Annotated in this window: 17 protein-coding genes; 10 read left to right on the top strand and 7 right to left on the bottom strand. The window is 29.6% G+C overall.

The features are described 5' to 3' along the window. The first annotated feature begins 4 nt into the window (after nucleotides 1-4). Both ACY2RX_RS09335 and recJ read left to right on the top strand, forming a co-directional pair. Nucleotides 5-433, top strand: coding sequence for an OsmC family protein (locus ACY2RX_RS09335; RefSeq protein WP_490103709.1), 429 nt, complete (start codon nucleotides 5-7; stop codon nucleotides 431-433). Between the two features lie 54 nt (nucleotides 434-487). After that, entirely contained in the window at nucleotides 488-2,173 is a 1,686-nt protein-coding gene (recJ, locus tag ACY2RX_RS09330; RefSeq protein WP_490103708.1) for a single-stranded-DNA-specific exonuclease RecJ, read from the top strand. 718 nt (nucleotides 2,174-2,891) lie between these two features. Here the strand turns inward: recJ and ACY2RX_RS09325 are convergent. The 5 genes from ACY2RX_RS09325 to ACY2RX_RS09305 form a co-directional block, all read right to left on the bottom strand. After that, on the bottom strand, nucleotides 2,892-3,278 hold the full coding sequence (locus ACY2RX_RS09325) for a hypothetical protein (protein WP_490103707.1): 387 nt from the start codon (nucleotides 3,276-3,278) through the stop codon (nucleotides 2,892-2,894). Nucleotides 3,279-3,348: 70 nt separating this feature from the next. Further along, entirely contained in the window at nucleotides 3,349-3,774 is a 426-nt protein-coding gene (locus tag ACY2RX_RS09320; RefSeq protein ID WP_490103706.1) for a hypothetical protein, read from the bottom strand. After that, a complete protein-coding gene (locus ACY2RX_RS09315) occupies nucleotides 3,771-4,100 on the bottom strand; it encodes a hypothetical protein (RefSeq protein WP_490103705.1) in 330 nt (109 codons plus the stop codon). Before ACY2RX_RS09315 ends, ACY2RX_RS09320 begins: the two co-directional genes overlap by 4 nt. A 7-nt stretch (nucleotides 4,101-4,107) precedes the next feature. Beyond that, nucleotides 4,108-4,521: a hypothetical protein gene (locus tag ACY2RX_RS09310; RefSeq protein WP_490103704.1), complete on the bottom strand. Its 414-nt coding sequence runs from the start codon at nucleotides 4,519-4,521 to the stop codon at nucleotides 4,108-4,110. Nucleotides 4,522-4,523: 2 nt separating this feature from the next. After that, nucleotides 4,524-5,333: a hypothetical protein gene (locus ACY2RX_RS09305; RefSeq protein ID WP_490103703.1), complete on the bottom strand. Its 810-nt coding sequence runs from the start codon at nucleotides 5,331-5,333 to the stop codon at nucleotides 4,524-4,526. Nucleotides 5,334-5,415: 82 nt separating this feature from the next. Here ACY2RX_RS09305 and ACY2RX_RS09300 point away from each other — a divergent pair, with 82 nt between their 5' ends. Then, nucleotides 5,416-5,679: a helix-turn-helix domain-containing protein gene (locus ACY2RX_RS09300; RefSeq protein ID WP_490103702.1), complete on the top strand. Its 264-nt coding sequence runs from the start codon at nucleotides 5,416-5,418 to the stop codon at nucleotides 5,677-5,679. Nucleotides 5,680-5,770: 91 nt separating this feature from the next. Here ACY2RX_RS09300 and ACY2RX_RS09295 read toward each other — a convergent pair whose 3' ends face one another. Together ACY2RX_RS09295 and ACY2RX_RS09290 are read right to left on the bottom strand one after the other, a co-directional pair. Further along, nucleotides 5,771-6,208, bottom strand: a complete 438-nt coding sequence (locus ACY2RX_RS09295) for a JAB domain-containing protein (protein ID WP_490103701.1) — start codon at nucleotides 6,206-6,208, stop codon at nucleotides 5,771-5,773. Between the two features lie 57 nt (nucleotides 6,209-6,265). Further along, nucleotides 6,266-6,661 carry a hypothetical protein gene (locus tag ACY2RX_RS09290; RefSeq protein WP_490103700.1) on the bottom strand — a complete coding sequence of 132 codons (396 nt, stop codon included), beginning with the start codon at nucleotides 6,659-6,661 and terminating at the stop codon, nucleotides 6,266-6,268. A 541-nt stretch (nucleotides 6,662-7,202) separates the two neighbouring features. Between ACY2RX_RS09290 and ACY2RX_RS09285 the strand changes: the two genes are divergently transcribed. The 7 genes from ACY2RX_RS09285 to ACY2RX_RS09255 are packed head-to-tail and all read left to right on the top strand — an operon-like array spanning nucleotide 7,203 to nucleotide 18,683. Beyond that, the gene (locus tag ACY2RX_RS09285) at nucleotides 7,203-7,493 is read left to right on the top strand and encodes a helix-turn-helix domain-containing protein (RefSeq protein ID WP_490103699.1); all 291 of its coding nucleotides are present in this window, start codon (nucleotides 7,203-7,205) and stop codon (nucleotides 7,491-7,493) included. After that, the gene (locus tag ACY2RX_RS09280; RefSeq protein WP_490103698.1) at nucleotides 7,490-8,017 is read left to right on the top strand and encodes a DUF6933 domain-containing protein; all 528 of its coding nucleotides are present in this window, start codon (nucleotides 7,490-7,492) and stop codon (nucleotides 8,015-8,017) included. The genes ACY2RX_RS09285 and ACY2RX_RS09280 overlap by 4 nt, the downstream gene beginning before the upstream one ends. Before the next feature lies 1 nt (nucleotide 8,018). Beyond that, nucleotides 8,019-11,081 carry an Eco57I restriction-modification methylase domain-containing protein gene (locus ACY2RX_RS09275; RefSeq protein ID WP_490103697.1) on the top strand — a complete coding sequence of 1,021 codons (3,063 nt, stop codon included), beginning with the start codon at nucleotides 8,019-8,021 and terminating at the stop codon, nucleotides 11,079-11,081. A 3-nt stretch (nucleotides 11,082-11,084) separates the two neighbouring features. After that, a complete protein-coding gene (locus ACY2RX_RS09270; RefSeq protein ID WP_490103696.1) occupies nucleotides 11,085-11,414 on the top strand; it encodes a hypothetical protein in 330 nt (109 codons plus the stop codon). 4 nt (nucleotides 11,415-11,418) lie between these two features. Further along, nucleotides 11,419-14,445 (top strand): AAA family ATPase, encoded by a 3,027-nt coding sequence (locus ACY2RX_RS09265; protein WP_490103695.1) that lies wholly within the window; start codon nucleotides 11,419-11,421, stop codon nucleotides 14,443-14,445. Continuing rightward, the gene (locus tag ACY2RX_RS09260) at nucleotides 14,438-15,679 is read left to right on the top strand and encodes an McrC family protein (RefSeq protein WP_490103694.1); all 1,242 of its coding nucleotides are present in this window, start codon (nucleotides 14,438-14,440) and stop codon (nucleotides 15,677-15,679) included. The genes ACY2RX_RS09265 and ACY2RX_RS09260 overlap by 8 nt, the downstream gene beginning before the upstream one ends. Continuing rightward, nucleotides 15,672-18,683, top strand: coding sequence for an SIR2 family protein (locus ACY2RX_RS09255; RefSeq protein ID WP_490103693.1), 3,012 nt, complete (start codon nucleotides 15,672-15,674; stop codon nucleotides 18,681-18,683). Before ACY2RX_RS09260 ends, ACY2RX_RS09255 begins: the two co-directional genes overlap by 8 nt. Nucleotides 18,684-18,688 lie beyond the last annotated feature (5 nt).

Here is an 18,688-nt window from a genome sequence, read left to right as displayed (position 1 = left end):
AAAAATGGTTAAAAATATAGTAACAACAGTTTGGACGCAAAAAGAACAGTTTGAGAGTGACAATCCTAGTGGCCATAAATTAACAATGTTTTCTGTTGCTGATGAGGAAAATAAAGATACCATTGGTTTTGGACCGAAAGCATTAATGTTATCTTCTTTAGCAGGATGTTCTGGGTTAGATGTAGTTTCTATATTAAAAAAAATGCACGCAGAAGTTGCCGATTTTAAAATTGAAATAACTGCAGAATTAACAGAAGAACATCCAAAGTTTTACCATAAAGTAAAAGTAGATTATCATTTTACGGATAAAGAATTGCATCCCAAAAAAATTCAAAAAGCAGTAAATTTGTCAGTAACAAAATATTGTGGCGTTATGGAAATGTTCCGCCAATTTGCAGTTGTTGAGATTGAAATTTTCTTACACAAATTATAAAATGCATCGAACTCATTTACATTTTGTATCTTATCAACAAAAAAGTAAATTACTATGAGATGGACGTTAAAGCCGCAACCCAAAACAGAAAAAGTAGAAAAGCTAGCACAAGATTTACAAGTAGATAAAATTATTGCTAAAATTCTTTGTCAAAGAAATATTGAGACTTTTGAGGAAGCTAAAAAATTTTTCAGACCCAATTTAAAAGACATTCATAATCCTTTTTTAATGAAAGATATGAATGCAGCTGTAGAGAGAATAGAAACTGCAATTACCAACAACGAAAATATTTTAATTTATGGTGATTATGATGTAGATGGAACCACTGCTGTTTCATTAGTTTTTTCCTATTTAAAAACAATTTACGCAAATATTGCCACCTATATTCCTGATAGATATACAGAAGGTTATGGCATTTCTTACACAGGAATTGACTTTGCCCAAGACAATGATTTTTCGCTAATTATTGCACTAGATTGTGGTATAAAAGCTATTGATAAAGTTGCGTATGCAAAAGAAAAAAACATCGATTTTATTATTTGCGATCATCATAAACCTGGTGATAAAATTCCTGACGCAATTGCCGTTTTAAATCCAAAACAAAAAGATTGTAAGTATCCTTTTGATGAACTTTGCGGTTGCGGAGTTGGCTTTAAATTAATACAAGCTTTAGGCTCAAAACGCAACCAAACTATTGCGGATTTTATTCCATATTTAGATTTAGTAGCTACTGCAATTGCTGCAGATATTGTGCCCATAAATGGCGAAAATAGAATCTTGGCTTACTTTGGTTTACAAGTCATCAATAAAAATCCTAGAAACGGAATTAAGGCAATCATTCATCAAATAAAAAAAACAGAACTCACCATTACAGATGTTGTTTTTATTATCGCTCCGCGGATAAATGCCGCAGGAAGAATAAAACACGGAAATTATGCTGTAGAACTACTTACAGAAATGGATTTGGATGCTGCCATTGATTTTGCAGCTGCTATCGAAATTTTTAATGCAGACAGAAAAGATTTAGATAAAAAAAATACTGAGGAAGCATTGATTCAAATTATTGATAATAAGGAAGAAAATAAATTTTCTACTGTCGTTTTTAAAGAAGATTGGTACAAAGGTGTCATTGGTATTGTGGCTTCTAGATTGATAGAAAAATACTACAGACCAACTTTAGTTTTTACCAAAAGTGGCAATAAATTAGCTGCTTCTGCACGTTCTGTAAAAGGTTTTGATGTGTACAATGCTTTACAAGAATGTGAAGAATTTATAGAACAATTTGGCGGACATAAATACGCTGCGGGTTTAACATTGTTACCAGAAAACTACGAGAATTTTAAAAATAAGTTTGAAGAAGTTGTTGAGAAAACTATTGATAAAAAATTATTAACTCCAGAAATTTTGGTGGATACAGAAATTGATTTGTTAGAAATTACCCCTAAGTTTTTTAGAATTATTCAACAAATGGCACCTTTTGGTCCGCAGAATATGAAACCCACTTTTTTATCTACTTGTGTTAGAGATAACGGTTATGGCAGACAAGTGGGTGCAGATAAAACACATTTAAAACTCAATGTTTTTCAGGGCGATAATAAAAAAACATATAATGCTATTGGTTTTAATTTAGGCGATAAAATGGAGTTTATACAAGACGAATTTGATATTGTGTATGCCTTAGATGAAAATGAATGGAATGGTTATAAATCTGTGCAATTGGTTTTAAAGGATATAAAATAAGGCAATGTATCGTATCACTTATTGGTAGTTATATCCCCCTTATGCCCACTATCGAACCAGTTAGTTTTGACTATCAGTGAGTTAGTATAGTTTACAGCCCTTTCTACACATCGAACCATTGGATTTTTGAGTTTGTTTTTCGAATTTTCGAAAAACTTTAAAATTTGAAAATGATTTTAGTTTTACTCAAAATTCGTTTTTATTTGTAAAATGAAAAAGTAGTTGTTCATAAGTTAGTAATTCGAAAATTCGAATGAACAGATTAAGAAGTTTTGGGATTCTTTAATCCTTTTGATAGTAAGGATTTATTATTAGTTTGTTAATTCTGTTTTCTCAAGGTATTCTGATTTCACTCATAAGATGGAGCCGCTTTTCATAGTTCAAATTTAAAAAATATAATAGACATAAATTGTTTGACCTATGTTTGACCTATGTAAAAAGAAAAGACCTTACATTTCTGTAAAGTCTTTATTTGTTAAGCTCCCCCTCTTGGACTCGAACCAAGGACCCTCTGATTAACAGATACTTAATGATATTTTTCATTGCTTTTCAATAGTTTTCATATTACTGAATATTAGCACTTTAAGAAAATATCTCTTTCATCCACTTTCAATGAATTGCATCCAGTTTTAAAATTGTTGCAGCATTGTTGCAGCAGCTTTTTTAAACCTATCTTATAATATGTAAGACTGTAAAAGCTGTAATATCTGTAAAAGGGTTACAAATCTTCAATATAAAATTTGTCAATCATTCTCAAAATTACATTCTCAGTTCCTGTTGGTTTTTCCACAACAATACAAATTTTGCTATTCTCCCATTCTAATGTATCATCAAATGCTTTATAAAGTCCTGTACTCAAATTGTTAATTAACGTAGATATTAGTTGCTTAAAATACTTAGCTTCAAAATGATATTCTACTTGAAACAGAATATCCAGATTGAACGTGAGTAGTATTTGTTTTACAGGTGTGTTTAATAACTCCTTCTGGTCAGTTTTAAAATATCTGTATTGGTCATAGGTTTTGGTTGTTTTAACTGGTTCTAAATCAAATTCCCAGTATTCATATTGTTCTCCTATTTGGAAAGGTATAAAATCAATCTTCATGGTATTTGATATATAGGCATAAAAAAACCACCCAAAATTGAGTGGTTGAAATTTATGCTGTAGGTTAAACTTAATTGAGGTATATTTCCTGTACAGAATCATCTCCATCTTCATCCTTAATAATACTTGAAAAGAAACAATCTATACTTGGTTCAAACCTTGAAACTTTAGTAAAATCTTTAATTTCATTATGAGTAGCAATGAAGTATAAATTATCATTTTTTCCAGGTGCTACATATAACCTAATTAATGATTTTTCCTTTTTTATTTCATCTAAACTAATCACAGCTTTGTGTGTCTCAATACAATATTTAGCTTTAGGTTTCAGTTTTTCTAATAAATACTGTTCTGATTTTCCCAAGTATAATTGTTCTGAAATAAAATTACTTATATTATGGAATTGACTTTCCAGTTCTTGTAGATATAGATTGCTCTTTGCTTTTGCTAAAACGTAGCCTGTATAAGCAGATTCATATAGGATGTAGAAGTATTTCATTTATCAATAATACAATTATCTAAGTCTTGTAATGTTACAATAAATTCTCTACCTCTTTCATCCTTAAAATAAGCAGGGTCATCATTTGAAATATAGATGCTACCACTTTTAAAATGCTTTTTATCAAGATAACCTCCATTATTGAAATAAATTTTTACAAGTTGCCCATTTTCAACATCAACCTTTAAATCTAAATCTGATTCATGACCAGTTTTTGGATTGAATATATATACATAAGCACATTTTTCTCCATTACCTGAATTGAATTTAAAATAGGCAAATGAACCCAATACTATTATCACTAAAATTATGTAGAAATTTTTCATTTAATAACTATCCAATTCCTTTAGCAATGAAAAATATTACCAATCCAGCAACCAAAGAAATTATGGCTAATCTTGATAAAGAATGTTTATTATAAATTGCCATGTGAGGTGTTGAAACAAAAGCCAATGCAGGTCCTACTATTACATATAAGGCAATATTCAATATAATTGCCAACAACCAACCTAAATCAAGTGCTAACAGATTAAATATTGGTAAAATAGCACCAGAAATAAAGGACAATAAAGCATATGGATATTTGTAAATTGGTGATTTTTCAAATGGACTAATTTGATTTTCAAGGTCATATTCTATATTCTTCCCAAATTTTTTCATATTGGTATATCTTCTTTGAGTATCCCTAAATAAACCACTTGGGTAGTGATAAGCTAATATAGAAAGGATTAAAAGTAATGTTTCCATAGCTATAGGTTCATTTGGTCTAACTTCAATTCTTCAACTACACCTGCTTTAAGAGTATAAGATATGTAGGCATAGATGTGAGATTCAATTTCATTCTCCCCTAATTTCTTAACTTCAACATTATTTTGCATTGCATATGCATAACTATTTACTGTTGTATCATAAGTTGTGTTAAAGTTGACAATACCCTTAAAAAACTTTACTTCTAAATATTCAGTTTCCCAGTTTAAAATCTCTCCTTGCATTTTATCACCAGTGCCATATTGCTTTATACTTCTACCTTCAATAACATTATAAGGAATATAGTCTCCTGAATATGTTTTTATAGGTTCTCCATATTTTAGTTTAAGCATTGATTCAATTTTGCTTATTAAGTCTGCTCTCATATTTTGGTCAAAAAATTTAACCTTAGTTGATTTGGTAATATTTGTAAAACTTGGAAATAATATTGCATTACCTGTATGTCCTAACAACACATTTAATCCATATACATTCTCTGTGCCTTCATGAATTACAGGTACATACATTCCTAAATGGTTAGTTTTATCAGTTTTAAAATTTGGAAAATCAAATAGGCTTGTAGAATAGAAAAGCATCTTATTATTTGTCAGTTCATTCATATCCTCAAAAAACATTTTAGTATAATATTGCTTGAAAAAGATACCTTCTTTAGTGTATTGTTTGTTAAAATTGTCTTTTGGCATTCCTAATTCAAGGCTATCAATAACCTTTAGTTTTTCCTTGTCTATTTTATTACAAGAAATAACCATCATCGAAAAAATGGCTATTAATATTAAAAAATTCTGTTTCATCGTATTAAAAAATTGGATTAATTATCAATGTTGCCATATATGGCATTAACTTATACAAACATAAGTAATAATCTTGTCTTAAATGACAAGTCAAGAAGACAAAATATTAGACCAACATAGAAGTAACCTATTGATTGCTTTAGGTAAAAGGGTTCAAGAACTTAGAGAAGAACAAGGTTTGTCTCAATTAGATTTAGCTTCAAGAATGTTGGGTAAATTTGACACTACAAATATTTCAAGAATAGAATCTGGTAGAACTAATGCTACTATTTTTACACTTCAAAGAATAGCTTTGGCTTTGGAAATTCCTGTAAAAGACCTTTTGGAAATAGACCTTGAAAATTAAAATTTCGCTATTAATACCTATCTACCTTTAAGGTATAGAAGTGAAAATAGCTTGATTTTGGCTGTATATTGACTACTTCACATTTACACGATTATTTTAATTTACCCTCATCAGCAAAGCTGTAATGTTCATGTTTAGAAATAATTAAGTGGTCAAGCAGTACAATATCTACTAACTTACAAGCAGATTTAAGTTTCTTGGTAATTCTGTAATCAGTTTCACTTGGTTTTAAATTTCTACTTGGGTGATTGTGTACAATGGCTATGCTACTGGCTAAACATTTTAAAACTACACTAAGTAACAATTTCATATCCAAAACTGTACCTGCAATACCACCTTTTGAAAGTTCATAAATACCAATGACTTCATTGGCTCTATTTAATAAAATTGCTTTTAACTCTTCTTGCATTTCTATAGTATCTAAATTCCAATGGTTTATGGCTACTTGGAAAAGCTCATCACTATTATGTATTTTAATTCTCTTGGTTTTAGGTAAACTATATGATACCTTGATTTCTCTAACTTTCATAACATAAAAAAAATAAAAAAGGCATTACATTTCTGCAATGCCCTTAGTGGTTACTAACTAAGCGTATTCCATTACACCATTTTGGCTAAACTGTTCTACTTGTGGTTGTAGAGTTTCTGTTGCTTTTGGTGTATTTGAAATGATAGGTGCTGGTAAATCTTCTGGTGCATATACCCATCTATGATTTAGGGTAATTTCTTCTCCAGTTTCTTTAATCACATAATCAAAGGGTTCACACTCTTCTTTAATGATTTTACCTGGCATTTCAGTACCAATTAATGCAGTACAAGTCTGCAAATCAAAAGTGGAAGGAATAAATGCTCTTTTAGCAGTAGCATAGAAATTGCCAGTTTCTTTAGACTGCACCATTTCTATTCCACCTTGTAATTCCAGAACAAAGAATGTTTCTCCATTGTCCTTTTCTCTTTCTTTGTAGTTAATAATTCTAACCATAATTAATAAATTTTTGAGTTAATGATGATGTTGTCTTTCTTTATTGCATAAACCATAGAAGCCTTGCTATCAACTAAGGCTTGTTGGTTCTAAACAGTATTAAAAGACATAGAGAGTTTATCTCTCCCAGAATGAGTGGGGGTTTTTAGGTGGTGTTGGTTGTATAAAAAAGTAAAGAGCTAATAGGAATACAATACATTGTTTCACTTTTGCTCTTGGTTTCTTTTTTTAGTTATAAACATACAGTAAATTACTTGTTCTGAATTGAAAAGTACCTGTAGTAAACATATTTATTCATTACAGGTTTCATCATTTTCTTGTGTACAGAAAAACAACTACATTTTTTTCATCAAATATTTACTGCCCTGAAAAAAAAACTTTTTCAAATAAAGGCTGGGGGCATCCTATTCTATAAATCAGTGGGGGTGGTTTGTAGAGGGTGGTGTATGAACTCACTATTGACCTCAAAAATTTTTTTATAATTTTTTTTCAGATAATTTTCATAGATTTGACATTTAATGACAAGAAAATCAAGTGCAAAATGGAGTTAAGTACTATTTTAAGAGAAGCCAGAGATAAGAAAGGGCTACTACTAAGAGAAGTTGCTGCATTAATTGAAGTAGATACTGCTATGATTAGCAAATTTGAAAAAGGAGATAGAAACCCTACAAGACCTCAAATTTTAAGATTGGCAGGAGTACTGGACTTAGATAAAAACAAGCTCCTTACCCTTTGGCTTAGAGATAGATTGGTGAATGAAATGAAAAATGAAACTGTGGCTTTAAAAGCCTTGAAATTAGCAGAAAAGAAGTATAAAGAAATAGCAGAATGATAACACTTTACTGTAGCAATAAATTACAGAAATACATTGGTTTTAAGGAAAACCAAATAGAACAGGACAAACACAATCCTGTAAATTCTTGGAATGGGCATTTATTTACTATTAATAGAAAAAAGTGCTTGTTTTTTATGAATCATGATACCTATTTCTCTTTTGTGGTCTATGACATTAAAAAGCCAGATATTAAAAATCTAAATCAATTATTTCTTAAAGGTTTTATCACAGAGTTAAACAAGCTAAGTCTTATATCTACTGAACAAGAAACTCAATTAAAAAATAGGTTTACTGAGGTATTTCTACATAAGTCAATTAACAACAGAAAGGTTATTGGCAATATGAACAATTTTATACAGATTTTAGATTATATGAAGTATAGATTTGAGGATATGCAGATATATTTTGATACTGAAACCTTGAACACTTACCCTTTAAAGCAGATTGACTACTTCTATGCCAAAGATGCTATGAAAGAAAAGCTAAGCCAATTATTCACCCACTTACAGATTCAAAATTAATATGCCTTTATTCCAAAATACTGTCATACAGAAATATCTTAAATCTCAAAAAGAGGTGGTTATCTTAGAAAAGTGGAATACTTTCAAAAGTCATTTCCATAATCCTACAATACAGGAAAACATCAAGAACTCTAAAGAAGAGCAATACCAAGAAGGGTTTTTAAGAGATTTATTTGTGCAAATTTTAGGCTATACCTTAAATCCTGATAATAACTTTAATCTTACCACAGAACTTAAAAACATTAAAGACAGTAAAAAAGCTGATGGTGGTATTTTAGTCAATGGTAAAGTGAAAGGTGTTATTGAACTAAAAGGTACTAACACAACAGATTTAAGTAAAGTTGAAGCTCAAGCCTTTGGCTATAAAAACAACCAAGCAGGATGCACCTATGTTATTACTTCTAACTTTGAAAAGCTAAGGTTTTACATTGACAATGCCATTGAACATATAGAGTTCAATCTATTTCAACTTACAGAACAAGATTTTAAAAAGCTTTACCTCTGTTTGGCTTATGAAAATTTAAGTCAAGACATTCCCAAAAAAATAAAGGAAGAGTCTGTAAGCCAAGAAGATGTTATTACCAAAAAACTCTACAAGGATTATTCAGTATTTAAAAGAGAACTATTTCAAAATCTAACACAATTAAACCCACAAATAGATAAGCTGTTACTTTTTAAAAAATCACAAAAACTACTGGACAGATTTCTGTTCTTGTTTTTTGCTGAAGACAGACATTTATTACCCCCAAATTCTGTAAGACTCATTTTAGGTGATTGGAAAGACCTACAAGAAAGAGATGTAGATATTCCTTTGTATGATAGATTCAAAAAATATTTTGAGTATCTAAACACAGGTTACAAAGGGAAACGCTATGATGTATTTGCCTACAATGGTGGTTTATTTAAACCAGATGAAATTTTAGACACTGCCAAAATTGATGATGAACTGCTTTATGCACATACCTTAAAACTTTCTGAATATGATTTTGCCAGTGAAGTAGATGTAAACATTTTAGGGCATATTTTTGAAAATTCACTTAATGAAATAGAAGAAGTACAAGCAGAATTAGAAGGAACAGCAGTAGATAAATCCAAAACTAAAAGAAAAAAAGATGGTGTTTTCTATACACCAAAATATATTACCAAATACATTGTAGAAAATACCATTGGGAAATTATGTGCTGAGAAGAAAATAGCTTTACAACTTAATGAAGAAGAGTATTACACAGAAAAAAGAAGGCAAAAGAAAACCAGAAATACACTACTTCAAAAATTAAAAGATTACAGAGAATGGTTATTGCAACTTACTATAGTTGACCCAGCTTGTGGTTCTGGTGCTTTTTTAAATGAAGCTCTTAACTTTTTGATTACAGAACACAAATTATTGGATGAATTAGAAACCAAACTCTTAGGTGGTGGCTTGGTATTCCCCAACATTGAAAACAGCATTTTAGAAAACAACTTGTTTGGCGTTGACCTCAATGAAGAATCTGTAGAAATTGCCAAACTCTCACTTTGGTTAAGAACTGCTCAGCCCAATAGAAAACTAAATGACCTAAGCAACAATATAAAATGTGGTAACTCTTTGATTGATAATGCAGAAATTGCAGGAGATAAAGCTTTTAATTGGCAAAAGGAATTTCCACAGGTATTTGCTAAAGGTGGTTTTGATGTGGTGATTGGGAATCCACCTTATGGAATATTTATGAGTGATAGTGAGCAAAATCATTATTCAAAACACTTTCCTTTAACTAACTATAAGATTAACTTATATGTTCTTTTCATTGAGAGAATGTTACAGATTTTTAATAGTGGAATTGTTCATTTCATTATCCCTAAGTCTCTCTTGTTCAATACATATTATAAGAACATAAGGGAAGTACTACTGAACAAAACAAAAATTAATGAGATTCACACAATAACAGAAAAAGTATTTGAAGATGCAGAAGTGGGAAGTAGTTTACTTTTAAATTTTGAGATAAAAAATGATGTATCTATAGACAACAAGATAAGACTTGTAGAATCCAATACACCAGATATTTTTATATCTGAAATTGGTATTATAGAAAATATTAAAACTCAAAAATCTTTTCTATCTATTCCAAATTTTGAAATATCTATAATTGACCAAAGCAAAGAATCAATTCAGCAAAAGCTATTAAAGTTAGACTCAATAAGAAGTCATTACAAACTGAAAAATGGATTGAATCCAGGTAATATTAAGCACATTTTAGTGGCTCAATCTAAAGAATCTGAAAATCATAAACCTATAATTTGGGGAAAAGAGATTAAAAAATATCAAATTAATTGGAGTGGTGATTACATTAATTATGATGAGAATATTGCAGACCAAATTACACTTGATGATATAAAATCTAAACAAGGGATGAAAAAGCAGAATAGAATTGATTTTGCATTGAGAAGTCCTGAATTATTTGAGAATAAAAAAATTGTAGTAAGGAAAACAGGAGATAAATTAATTGCTTGCTTGGATAATGAAAACTTCTATTTTGACACCTTGGTACATGGAATTTATGAACAATCAAAAGAGCAAAATCTTGAAGCACTTTTAGCTATAATTAATTCAAAACCAGCTACAGTATTTTATAGAATTCTACATGATATAAAAGGAAAAGTTTTTGCAAAAATCAGTTTGGATAACCTTTCATCATTTCCAATACCTCAAATAAGTGATGAATATAGAACAAACTTATCAACCTTATCAAATCAAATGTTGGCTTTAAGCAAAGAGCTTCAAATGGTTTCATCAAAATTCCAAAGAACCTTACAAAGAAAATTTCCAGAACAATTAGAAAAACTTTCCAAAAAATTAGAAAGTTGGTATGAGTTAAACTTTGCAGATTTTGTAAAAGAACTGAAAAAGAAAAAAATAAAGCTCAGCCTTGCAGAAGAAGCAGACTGGGAAGATTATTTTTTAACAGAGCAACAAATAGTACTTAGTATAAAAACTAAAATTGATGTCACAGATAAGACTATTAATCAAATAGTGTATAAGCTATATGAACTTACAGATGAAGAAATAGAAATTATAGAAAATAGTTAAAAAATGGAAGATTTGTTATTGCCTATTTCTGAAAAGTTAGACAAGATTTTAGAACAGCAGGAAGTTATTATTAAAAAGTTAGAAGGTAAAATAGTATTAGAAAGTACAACAAATATGTACCTCAATAAAGTTTCTCTTAAAGAACAGAGAAAGCAAGAAATAAGGAAAGATATAGAACAGCACCTAAAAGAAATGTTTGCATTGAAACCCCATAAATATAGACTACAAAAAGAATTTAACTTGGTGGCTCTTCCTCATGCAAATAGAGTAAAGGCTTATTTAGAAACTAAAGACCCTTCAGTTTTTGATGGTTTAAAAAGAAACAGTAAGTAACCAAATGCAAGAAAAAGAATTACAACCTATATCAGCATCAGAGTTTTACAAAATAGTAGATACATCTGCTGTTGAAGATACTTATCAATATATTGTTTCCAATAACATTGAATTAAAGCCATCAAAGAAATATGAAGTAATCATAAATAACAAACCTTTTCCTCCTAAAGATTTTTTAAGAGTTATGGCACAATTGAAGGGTTATAAAATTAATGAAATCAACTTTATGGGAGGACAGGCTAACAAGCCTTTTGAGAAAATAGGCTTTACAGTGGATAATAAAAGTACAGTATCTCAGAAAATAAATACACATCTGTTAGGTAATTATTGGGTAAAGTATAAAGAATACTTCAAACAGCCTGAATCTAAGCATAAAGAGAAATATAAATGGAAAGTACTTAAACAAGTTTTTGACAGATGGAGTTGGGATGCTGAAAACAAAATTGAAATGTTTAAAAATGCATTTGAGGTAAAGGGGTCTAAAAACTTATGGATGAGTGGTAATTTTTATCCTATTCCACATACCAATTGGATGTTTGAGGAGTTTAGACAAGAAACTTTAGAGGTATTTGAAAATTTATTTAATGAGGAGGTTCAGCTAACAGAAAGAGTGAAAAAGTTCATTCAATTGTATGATGATAAAATTCCTGAGCTACAAAATAAGTTACCAAACAAAAAGATACAGTACCATAGTCATGGAGACTCAAGAGCAATTTCATTATATCTCTATTTACAAAACCCAAATAAGTATTTCTTGTTTAAATACACTATGGTTAAAAACTTTTGTGAGCAAGTTGGAATACCCAAAATTAAAGCAGGTGATAAAACTAATGTGGAAAGGTTCAATGAAATAGCAAATGAGGTTTTAGAGTTCATAAAACAAGACTCTTCTTTTATACAAGAGTACAGGCTATTTACAACTAAAAATGAGCATTATAATGATGAAAGTTTACATCTTTTGGTACAGGATTTTGTGTACTCTGTTGCTAATCACTTTAAGGAAAATATTAAGTATTGGAGAATTGGCACAAGTGATGGAAACAAGAGTTATTGGGAAGAAATGCAATCTGAAAGTAAGGTTTGTATTGGTTGGAAAGAATTAGAAAACTTGGATTTAATTAAGCCTAAAAATAAAAAGGACATTATAAAGAAATTAACCAATACTGGATATTATTTGAATGATGAAAGAACCAAAAGTAGAAAGGCTGGAGAAATATTTGATTTCTATAAAAAAATAAGTACTGGGGATATAGTCATAGCCCAAACAGGCTTTGATGTTTTAGGAATTGGAAGAGTTATTGAGGATTATGAGTTTAGTGAAGACAATGAATTTCCTCATCAAAAAGAAGTTGAATGGCTGGTCATAAATCCTAACATACAAAATGAACAGGGAAATAGAACTACTGTATATGAAATTACAAAAAGAAATATAATAGTCAGCATAAAAAACATACTTGAAGATAAAAGCAATAATACAATGGAAGTAAAAGACCTTTTTGATTTATATAAGCAGTATTTAGAAGGAGAAAATGGAAAGCATTTAAGTCCTAAATCCCATATATTTTATCATGAAGATTTAGTAGAGAAATTTCCATTGATATGGGAAATGGAATACATAAATTCAAAATTTTCAAGAAGAGATTTAAGCAAGAGTAACTTGTTAAGAATTAAAAAGCTAAGCACACCTCCTTACAGTTATGACATAAAAGGAATAAGTTACTTTTTTAGCTTTATACAAGAGTTATTTAAAGAATTGTTCCCTTTCACCTTAAATCAAATTCTTTATGGTCCACCAGGTACAGGTAAGACCTATAAAACCAAAGCTCTTGCAGTAGAAATCATTGATGGTTTTGTGCCTAAAAAAAGAGAAGAGCTAACTAAAAGGTATTTGGAGTTAATAGAATCTGGGCAAATTCATTTCACCACCTTTCACCAAAGCATGAGTTATGAAGATTTTATTGAGGGTATTAAGCCTAAAATGACAGATGATAATAATGGTGAAATTGAATATGAAATCAAGTCTGGGTTATTTAAACAAATTTGTGAACTGGCAGAATTTAAAGAGGTTTCAAACTTTAATGATGCCTATGAAGAAATGATTAAAGACCTTTCAGAATCTGATGATGAATATCTGATATTAGAGACACCAAGAGGTAAAGAGTTTAGGGTAAATGTAAATAGCAAAGACAATTTAAGCCTTTATACAACTGCTGAAATTAATAAGCAAGGTGTTTTGTCAAAACAGAATTTAGAAGCTCACTATCAAGGTGAGAGGATATTTAAAGGTTGGGAAGGCTATGCATTAGGAGTTTTAGAATACCTTGAAGAACAATACAACCTTTCTAAAGAAGAAAAACAACCCAACCAAAAATATGTACTCATTATAGATGAAATTAACAGAGGAAATGTATCTGCCATTTTTGGAGAGTTAATTACATTGATAGAAAATGACAAAAGAGCTGGTAAAGATGAAGCTATCCAAGTCATTCTACCTTATTCAAAACAACCTTTTTCTGTGCCTAAAAACATTCACATTATAGGTACTATGAATACAGCAGATAGAAGTGTTGAAGCCTTAGATACAGCATTAAGAAGAAGATTCTCATTTACAGAAATGTTACCAAAACCAGAACTATTATCTGAAATTGATTACAAAGAAATTGACTTAGTAAAATTATTATTTACCATAAATGAAAGAATAGAACTGCTAATTGATAAAGACAATCAAATAGGACATTCTTACTTTTTTAAAGTCAAAACTTTTGAGGATTTGAAAGTAGTTTTTAAAGACAAAATTATTCCACTTTTAGAAGAATACTTTTATGGTGATTTTGGTAAAATAGGCTTGGTTTTAGGTGGACATTTTGTAAAACCTAAAGAAAGTAAGAATAAAAATGTATTGGCTCAAAATTTCAAATTTGAAACAGAATTTATTGAAGAAAAAGAATTGTATGAATTTGTAAATGCTGATGATTGGACAACAGACACTTTTACCTCAATTTATTTGAACACTCCTTTAGAGAATGAGTAGTAAAAACATCATACAAGTTTTTGAATACCAAAAATTAAGAGTTGGTGAGCATGGTTTCAAAAAGAAACATTTTGAAGCTATGGTTAAATTCAATGAACAAAATGATAATAAATACTTTAAGCCTATTTATAATGGGATTCAATTTGGTAGTTATGTTGGAGTAATACAAATCTCTGGGCTAACTATTGAAATACTACCTAAAGCAGATAGAGATATTTCAGATTCCCAAAAAAATAAAGATTTATGGCAAGGGGTACTATTACACATGCTAAAAGTTTGTAAGCATATTCAAATTGATAATGTTTCTGAAACTCAATTGAAGAAAAGGTATAATTCTATTTTAGAAGCCTATTTTGAGTTGTATTTACAGGAAATTGAGCAGTTAATAAAAAGAGGTTTAATTAGAAAGTACAGAAGAAAACAAAGCAATCAATTAGCACTTAAAGGTAAAATGCTTTTTGCTCAAAATGTTCAAAAAAACTTAGTACATAAAGAAAGATTCTACTGTGAGCATCAAGTCTATGACAGAAACCATTTGTTGCATCAAATTCTATTGCAAGGATTACAGGTTTTAGAAGGTCTCAACACATACCATTTACAGGATAAAACCAAAAGGCTGTTATTTAATTTTGAAGGTATAAAACACACCAAAATAACTGCCAAACACTTTAAGATTTTAAAGCTGAATAGAAAATCACAGCCTTATGAAAAAGCAATTGATATTGCCAAGATGCTGATATTAAATTATTCCCCAAATATCAATTCTGGAAATGACAATATGCTCACATTACTTTTTGATATGAACAAATTATGGGAAGAGTATATTTTTAGAATACTTCACAGAAACAAACCACAAGGCTATGAGGTTTCATTTCAAAATTCAGATATTTTTTGGGAACACAAAAAAATAAGACCAGATATTGTGGTAACTAATAATGAAGAGAATTTTGTAATTGACACCAAGTGGAAAATTGTAGAATCTAACAATCCATCAGATGATGATTTAAAGCAAATGTTTGTGTATAACCTACATTGGAAATCCTCTAAGAGTATGTTACTGTATCCACAAACACATCAAAAAGACAGCTCTTTTGGTAATTATAAGTTCCAGCATTTAACAGAAAATTCAAATCAATGCAAACTTGGATTTGTCAATATTTTGGATAATAGAAGTATAAAAAAAGGTGGAGTAATAAGTAATGAAATATTTAACAAGTTAATACTACATGGCTAATCAACTAAAATATGATGAGTTTTTAAGGTCAGTTTCAATAAGCAGGGATAACACTTATTCAATGCTTTTAGGTGCTGGATGCTCAATAAGTTCTGGAATTCAATCAGCTTATGATTGTATATGGGAGTGGAAAAAGATTATTTATAAAAGTAACAATCCTAATGTTAAAGAGTGGATAGAGAACCACAAGAACCCAAAAGTACAGGATGTTATTCAAAAATGGTTAGATAATCAAGGTAGTTATATTGAAAAAGATAAGCCAGAAGAATATTCATTTTATGCTCAAAAATGCTTTCCAATTGAAGAAAACAGAAGGCAATATTTCCAAAAACTTTGTGCAAACAAAGAACCATCAATAGGTTATAAAACTATTCCTCTTTTTGTTAAACAAGGAATGTTAGATTCTATTTGGACTACAAATTTTGATGATTTAGTTAATTTTGCTTGCATTAATGGAAAAATACAAGGTATTGATATTTCCATAGATACAGCAGACAGAATTAATCAAAGAACTCAAAGTAAAAATGAATTACCAATAATAAAACTTCATGGAGATTATAAATATGGCTCTTTAAAAAATACACAAGAGGAACTTCAACATCAAGATGCTACTTTTAGAAGTAAGTTAACTGATTATTTATTAGATAAGAACCTGATTGTATTAGGATATAGTGGTAGAGACTCATCTTTAATGAATTCATTAAAAGAAGCATACAGCAAACCTGGAGCAGGTATATTATTTTGGTGTGGTTATGGTGATAACATTAATGATGAAGTTGCTGAGTTATTGAATTATATAAAAGCACAAGGAAGAGAAGCATTTTACATTAGCACAGATGGTTTTGACAATACTATGCTAAACCTTGTAAAACTAATTGTTGAAGGAAACCAAAATTTAAAAGAAGAGCTTAGAAAAATAAAAGCTGTTGAACAGCCTGAGAATTTCTCCCCATTTAATATTGAATTAGACAGGGTAAACAAAGTTCTCAAAAGCAATTTATTCAATATTGAGTTTCCAAAAGAAGTCTTTGTATTTGATGCTGAGATTCCACAACAACCATGGAAAACTATTAAAGATAGAACTTTAGATGATTATTCAATTTCAGCAGTGCCTTATGGGAAAAAGATTTGGTCATTTGGAACAGCTGAATATGTTCAAGAAAAATTCTCAGACCTAAAAAAAGGTGAATTACATAGAAAACCTTTGACACATATTAATGTTCATCATAATAGTGTGAATTTTTTACTTCTTTCTTCTTTGTGTAAACTATTCAGTAAATCATTTTCAGTAAAAACAAATTTCAGGAATAAGCTATGGGATGAATCAAAATGTCAAGATATCTTAAACCATCAAGTTTTTAATGCCCTAAGAATTGGTCTGGAAAAGATTCAAGGAAAGTATTACCTATCTTTAAGTCCAGACTTCCATATTATGGATAATACTATATCCAAAGAAATTAAACAACAAATAGGGCTATCCTTTTTTCATAAAATCTATAATGATAAATTCAACAACTACATAAATCTTTGGAGAGGAAAACTTCTAAAAGAGAAAATTACAAAACTTGAAATTCCTTTAAATTCAGGAACTGGTTTTGTTTTCAAAATAGCAAAGAACCCAATATTCACTAATGTTTGTGATTTAAATAATAGATATACTAATACTCATAATGTACCAGAAGGCTTAATTAAATTAAAAGGTATTCAGTTTCCAGAAGTAGGCTTAACTTTTTCTACCAATAATGGACAAAATAAAGTTAGTGATGTTCATCCTATGAGAGGTTTAGTTAATAATAATCCTTATGATGCTGGTTTAGGAAGCTTATTAAATGATACAGTTAATCTTGGTATTATTTGCCCAGAAGAAGACTCAGAAAAATTATATGCTTTTTTAAACAGACAAAATCAAGAAATTCAAAAGAACAATCCTAAAGATAATTATATAATTGATTATAAAGGGTTTTATAGTACATATGGAATAAGTTTAAATATCCCATCTATCTCTTCACATAATTGGGAAAATATAAATAATCCTATATCATCAGACCAAAAAGAGATTGTACATGAAATCAAAAGGAATATTTGTGATAAAATTAATAGTCAATCTTCAATAGGTAGTCAAAAAGTACTTGTTATTTATATTCCTCAAAGATGGGATGGCTTTTTGAAGTATAATGATGGTGTTGAATCTTTTGACTTACATGATTACATAAAGGCATATTGTGCTGAAAAAAGAATTACCTCTCAAATTATAAGAGAGAAGACAATTATTGATACAAATTTAGATTGTCAAATTAACTGGTGGTTGTCTCTTTCCTATTTTGTAAAATCATTTAGGACACCTTGGGTCATTGACAATACAGACAAAGCCACAGCCTATGCAGGTATCGGTTATAGTGTAGAGAATAAGGAAGACCAAAAAGGACACATTATTTTAGGCTGTAGTCATATTTATAGTTCAAATGGAGAAGGGTTAAAGTATAAACTATCAAAAGTTAATGATAAAATACAGTGGATAAATAGGAAACCACATTTAAGTTATGATGATGCATATGAATTTGGTAAAAATGTTTTGAGTTTATTCTATGAATCAATGAATGAATTACCCAAAAGAGTTGTCATACATAAGAGAACCTTTTATACAGAGGAAGAAAAACAGGGCATTTTAGATAGTTTATTTGACAACAAGCAAATTGAAAATGTAGACTTGATTGAAATTAACTTTGAGGATAATATTAGGTATGTTTCCAGTAAAATAAAGGATGGTAAAACTGAAATAGATGGATTTTCAGTTTCCAGAGGCACTTGTATACAACTTAATTCTAAAGAAGCTCTATTATATGCACATGGAGTTATCCCATCTGTTCAAAATCCAAGATTCAATTTTTACCCTGGTGGTAGGTACATACCAAAACCATTAAGAATAATAAAATGGACTTGTTACCTTTACTCGGACACAAAATTTAAGACTGTTTGTTACAAAACAAATATCTTAGAAACATGAAAAAA

The sequence above is a fragment of the Polaribacter sp. 2405UD43-2 genome (assembly GCF_058147125.1).
This window is presented reverse-complemented; position numbering and strand designations above follow the sequence as displayed.